Genomic DNA, 5,920 nt, shown 5'->3' with positions numbered 1-5,920 from the left:
CGCCCTCGTCGGAGATGGGTTGGTCGCCCCCGGCAAGGTCGATGATGGCCAGGCGTGTGTTCACCATGCCGAACCGACCGTCCAGGTAGAGGCCGACACCGTTCGGACCCCTGTGGGCCAACTCACCGGCCATCTCGAGGAGCAGCTGCTCGCTCACTCGGTCCGCCGCCTTGTAACATCCAGCTATCCCGCACATCCTCAGGCCCAGCTCCCTTACTTGCCGACCGGCACCGCTATTCCGGTCAGTCACGAACCGCAGTGTAGAGTAGGCGTCCGCACGCTGTCGCACGGAGGCGCCACACTTCCCCACCCCGGGGCCGCTATGGGCAAAGCTGGTGCGGCCGCCATGTCGACGTCGTGACCGGCACGGATGCAGCAGAGCGGCCCCCCGGGTATCCTGTGCACATCACCCGAGAGGATAGGTAGGCATGCGTAGTCTCGAACGACCGACCACAGGCACCAACCCAGGGAGGGGCCGCGAACTCGGCCGCTACCTCACGTCCATCCTGCTCATCGCTGCCACCATCTGGCTAGCGGCCTGCGGCGGGGAGACCGTGACCCCGAGCGTCGTCAAGGTGGAGATCGACCAAGCGGATCAGACCATCTCTGTCGGCCAGACCGTGCAGCTGAGCGCCAAGGTCACCGTGTTGGGCGGCGCCTCTCAAGCCGTCACGTGGGCCAGTTCGCTGGAGGGTGTGGCCAGCGTATCCGCCACCGGCCTCGTCACCGGCCAGGCGACGGGAACGGCCGTCATCACCGCGACCAGCGTCGGCTCGCCGAAGCGGACCTCGAGCATCGAGGTCACCGTGGTGGACGAGCCGGCGATCACGACCTTCACGGCCGCACCAGCCAGCATCGTGTCTGGCGGGTCGACCACGCTGGCGTGGGTGGTCACCGGCGACTACGACGACATCGCAGTCCTCGCAGGCACCACCGTCGAGGCCGAAGGCCTAGCGGCCACCGGCAACAGGGTCGTCACTCCCACGGCAACCACCGAATACACGCTCAGGGTCACGCATCCGCTTGGCGATCCCGTTACTGCAACGGCAACTGTCACCGTCACGAGCCAGCCGGCCAACCCGACCATCACCGCCTTCGACGGTAGCGTCACGACCGGCAGCATGGCCCAACTCACGTGGACCGTCGCCGGCGCAGACACCGTCGAGTTGTACGCCGTGAGCACGGCGGACCCGACCGACGCTGTCCTGATTGACACCTACGCGGGGACCTCCTCCGGCGCCACGGTGCCGCTGCAGGCGAGCACGCACCAGGCTTTCCGCCTCGTCGCCAAGGGCGTGGGACCAGACGACACGGCCGACCGGGCGCCGCTGCCGAACGTCGTCCTAAACGGCCTTGACTCCGACCCCTACAACCTGAGGGGCTGGGTAGCTGAACCTGTCGTGCCCGGTTCGCTCAGGGCCGTGATGGAGGCCGCGGCGTCCGGTTCGGTGATCGGCTTCGCGGCCGACGTCGACGAGATCGACGCGTTCGGGGTCGACATCATCGACATCGGTGGTTCGGCGCTGGACTCGCACCTCATCGCTCGACGGGACGTGACCATCAGCGGCCGCAGCGGTGACCCGGTCACCCTCAAGGGTCGCTCCGCATGGCAGACCGACTACCCGGGTGACCCGTTCACGTACGGCTCCCGCGTGTTCTACGTCCCGGCCGGCGTGACCGTCACCCTCGAGAACCTGGTCATCACGGGCGGCTCCTTCATCTACACCGGCGCCGGCATCCACAACGCCGGTACCCTCACGGTCCGCAACAGCACGATCACCGGCAACCGCGCCTTCGGGACGGGCGGCGGGATCCGCAACCTCGAGGGCGCCACCCTGACGGTCGAGAACAGCAGCATCACAGGCAACAGAGCCGAGACCCTTGACGCAGAGATCGACTTCCCGTGGGACATCCGGGGCTCCGGAGGTGATCCCGCGCAGTTCCCAGGCATCAACGGCTGGGGCGGCGGGCTAGCGAACTACGGCACGGCGACGGTCACCAACACCGTGATCGACGACAACTTCGCGCGGCAGGGCGCCGGCGGCATCTACAACATCGGCACGCTCACGCTCCAGGCCACCGACGTGACGGGCAACACCGCCGACCACGTCACCGGGTACATGGAATCGGCTCCTAGCGACTACAGCGAGGGCGGCGGCGTGGCGAACTACGCGACGCTCACCTTCACGGGCGGCGAGGTGAGCGGCAACACCACAGCGGATCAGGGCGGCGGCCTCTACCACGGCAACAACGCCATCTCCACACTGACCGACGTGAGCGTGATCAACAACGTCGCCGGGGTGGCGGGCACGACGGGCTACGGTGGCGGCATCATGCACCACTACTACACGGGGGAGATGGGGAACCTCGACCGCACGGGTGGGACCCTCACGGGTAACATCCCGGAGAACCTCTTGTCCAGCGACGATGGCATCAGGCCTCTCGGCCTGGCGCCCGGCACCGCCAACCTCGACGCGCTCCCGGCAGGTGTAATGCCCGAAGGTCACAAGTTCCGCTGAACAGAGGATCACTGCGGTAACGCAAAGTGTACGCCACTCAGTCCCGCCCGGCCCAGCGCCGGGCGGGACTGTGCGATAACCGTCTCGGCTGCGCTCCTAACCCGACTCACATAAGATGAAGGTAACTTCATCCCGGACTTGCCACGCACCGGTGCGCAAGCACGGATGGAGGAAGGATGAACTCCTTCGGATTCGCGGCGGGTTGCGGCGCCGCCTACCGCCGAGCACTGCGACTCGCGACGACTAGAGGGGAAGCGTGACGCGCGCCTCCCGCATCCTCGCCGCAGCGCTGGCGTTCACGAGCGTCACGCTTTTCGCCGCCTGCAGCCAGGAAGCTGCCGAACTGCCCGGCACGCCAGACAAGGTTCAATGGGCCGAGATGGCCATAGGCTACGAAGACCCGGGGCAGCCGCAACTTGCGGCACTAACCCCTGCCGCCGATTCCCCGACCATCATCAAGATCAGTGGTTCCGGCACGGACATATGGGACGAGCGTGATGAGTTCTACTTCGTCTACACGTCGCTCTACGGCGACGGCTCCCTAAGCGTGAGGCTGCACGACTTCTCGGTCGCCCACGCTTGGAGCAAGGCCGGGGTGATGATCAGGGAGAGCCTCGAGCCCGACGCACGCAACGTACTCATCCACATCAGTGGCCAGAACGGCTCCGTCTTGCAGGCAAGGCTGGACAGGGGCGCATCGACCACCAACAGCGCGGGTAGCGACCCAAGCATGCCGATCGGCGGTTGGATGCGGCTCACCCGGAGCGGCGATCAGATCGTTGGCGAGCTGTCCACTGACGGCGCCACGTGGCGCGAGCTCGGCCGTTACACGCTACCGATGGGTCAGCGCATGTACATCGGGCTGGCGGTCACTGCGCATGCTGCCGGCCAGACCGCCACCGCCTCGTTCTCCAACCTCGAGTACCGGCAAGGCAAGCAAGAGGTACCCGCCGACCCGGGGCCGAAAGACCCACCGTCGCGCCCCAGCACACCCAACTACGTGGGAACCTGGGTGTGTCCCGACGCACCCCTCAAGCCGCAGTACACACCGACGTACTTCGTCTCGACCACCGGCCGCGACGACAACGACGGCCGCTCGGCCGAGAGGCCGTTCCGCACGCTGCAGCGTGCCGCTAACGCCGTGAGCGCAGGCGACGTCGTCTGGGTGCGCAGCGGGACCTACTCCTCCAACGTCTCCTTCCAGCGATCCGGTACTTCGTCGAACCCGATCGTCTTCGAGTCGTACCCCGGTGAGTGCGCCATCCTCGACGGGACGGGTCAGCAGGGCTACCAGAACGTCCGGTTCGAGGGCGCGAACTTCAACGTCTTCCGGAACTTCGTCGTCCGTAACAACCCTGCCCAGGGCATCCAGTTGATGAACTCTAGTGACAACGAGATCTCACACGTGCGCACCCACGGTAACGGCCTCAGCGGCATCCAGAACGTCTCGGGCGACCGCAACCACTTCTCGTACTTCATCACCCACGACAACTCGGATGGCAGCGTCGGCAACGCCGACGGAATCGGGCTCTCCTCGGGTCGCGACCACCGCATCGACCACTGTGTGGCCTACCGCAACTCCGACGACGGCGTCGACTCCTGGCTCTCCGTCAACAGCGTTATAGAACGTTGCGTCAGCTTCGAGAACGGACTCCAGGGGGGCGACGGCAACGGCTTCAAGCTTGGTGGCCGCAGCCAGACCGTCAACACCGTCATCCGCTACAGCATCTCGTTCGGCAACAAGGTCGAGGGCTTCAACTACAACTCGGGCAGCAACGTCACGCTCGAGCACAACACGTCGTACGACAACGGCATGTACGGCTACATCGTCGCCAACGGCCGCCTGCGGAACAACCTTGGTTTCGGCGACGCCAAACGCGTTTGGGAGGACGACGGCGGGAACCAACAGCAGACGAACTCCTGGAACGTTGGGGTCACCGACCCGAGCTTCATCAGCACCGACCCGAACTCACCCGACTTCCTAGCCCTGTCGGGCAACAGTAGCGCCATCGGCAAGGGTTCCGATATCGGCCTGCCCTACGAGGGCGCCGTTCCCGACCTGGGCGCCATCCCCCACGGCCACACGCTGGAATCGTTCCTGGGCATCCCACTGAGGGAGATCCTCGCCTACTGAGTGCCGCCCGGCGCCCGGGCATCTCCCAGCAACACCTCCAGGTACCGCGTCGTGATGGCAGTCACCTCGTAACGGTCCGCCCAATCCTCCGGAAGCGCCTGAACGGCGCCCCGGAGGGTTGTCGTGATGGCGTCGGCCAGGGCGACCTCGTCATCGACCGGTACCAGCGGCGCCAAGGCGCCCCCCTCAGTCACCTCGGCGGGTCCGCTCCGACAGTCGGTGGCCACCACCTTGGCTCCCACTGCCATCGCCTGGATGAGAACGTTAGGCAACCCCTCCCAACGCGATGACAACACGAATACGCCGCACCGCGCCATGTAGGAGAACGGGTTGGCCACGAACCCGGGCAGGGCGAAGTCGCCTTCCACCCCGAGAGTTCGTGCCAGTTCGCCCAAGGCGTCGCGCTCCGGGCCCTCGCCCAGGATCACCAGCCGGCACGGGGTGGCTGCGTGCACCGATGCGAAAGCACGGAGCAACGTGTCGAACCCCTTCTGCTCAGACAGCCTTCCCACGCCCAGGACCACCGGCGGTTGGCCCAGGGCGAACCACGGGTGATCTAGTGGCTCGCGAGCGCCGTCCATGACGCGCGGGGTGACGACCGGGTTGGCTATGACGGTCACGCTTCCCGGGGAGAGTCCCAACTCGCCCTCGAGGCTCGCTGCGACGCCCCGAGAGACGGCTATCACTGCGTGGGCCCACCGGTACGTAAGGCGCATGAGCTCGCGCACCGCCCGCCCCTTCGGCCCCTTAGTGTCCTCGCTGACGGTGTTCGCCTCGCGCACCACGACGCGAACGGATCGGACCAACCGACCCGCCACGACCGCGAGCACGTTCGTGTGCTCTAGCGTCGTTAGGAGGACCCGTGGCCGGTAGCGCCGCAGGTACGCGACGAGCGCCGGGAGCGCGACGGCTGCCCTCTTCCTCTTCAGTTCCACCAACCGCACGCCGCCGCCGACCTCGTCGAGGACCGCCCCCTCGCGGTTCAAGACGATCATGTCGACCGTGTGACCGCGCCTGGCGGCTTCGCGCGCCAGGTCCATTACGACCCTCTCCGCGCCTCCCCCCATCAAGGACGGTAGCAAGAAGGCGAGGTCGGGTCGCTCTTGCCCATCGCCTCGTGCCTTCATGCCGCGCCGCCGTCGACCTGTCTTGTCAGGACCACGCGCTCAGGATACCGTCGCGGGGGCGCCGCCCCCCCCAGGGCGGGCGGGCCCGCCCGGCGCCGGGAGTGTGGGGGAAGGGCCCGCGCCCCGCGGCCCCGCCGGGC

General features: G+C 67.0%; 4 protein-coding genes. 2 read left to right on the top strand and 2 right to left on the bottom strand.

Annotated elements, in window-relative coordinates; all coding sequences use genetic code 11:
* On the bottom strand, window positions 1-250 hold a 250-nt coding region (locus tag H3C53_02540), incomplete at its 3' end, for a hypothetical protein (protein MBW7915555.1).
* A 178-nt stretch (window positions 251-428) separates the two neighbouring features.
* Between H3C53_02540 and H3C53_02535 the strand changes: the two genes are divergently transcribed.
* The gene (locus tag H3C53_02535; GenBank protein ID MBW7915554.1) at window positions 429-2,519 is read left to right on the top strand and encodes an Ig-like domain-containing protein; all 2,091 of its coding nucleotides are present in this window, start codon (window positions 429-431) and stop codon (window positions 2,517-2,519) included.
* A 256-nt stretch (window positions 2,520-2,775) separates the two neighbouring features.
* Window positions 2,776-4,653, top strand: a complete 1,878-nt coding sequence (locus tag H3C53_02530) for a right-handed parallel beta-helix repeat-containing protein (protein ID MBW7915553.1) — start codon at window positions 2,776-2,778, stop codon at window positions 4,651-4,653.
* Here H3C53_02530 and H3C53_02525 read toward each other — a convergent pair.
* A complete protein-coding gene (locus tag H3C53_02525; protein MBW7915552.1) occupies window positions 4,647-5,780 on the bottom strand; it encodes a glycosyltransferase in 1,134 nt (377 codons plus the stop codon). The genes H3C53_02530 and H3C53_02525 overlap by 7 nt on opposite strands.
* Window positions 5,781-5,920: the final 140 nt, after the last annotated feature.

Source organism: Trueperaceae bacterium, from assembly GCA_019454765.1.
GTDB lineage: Bacteria > Deinococcota > Deinococci > Deinococcales > Trueperaceae > JAAYYF01.
This window is presented reverse-complemented; position numbering and strand designations above follow the sequence as displayed.

Excerpts from the sequence above, each read along its gene's own strand:
- H3C53_02525 (MBW7915552.1), bottom strand. The coding sequence starts at position 5,780 with ATGAAGGCACGAGGCGATGGGCAAGAGCGACCCGACCTCGCCTTCTTG.
- H3C53_02535 (MBW7915554.1), top strand. The coding sequence starts at position 429 with ATGCGTAGTCTCGAACGACCGACCACAGGCACCAACCCAGGGAGGGGC.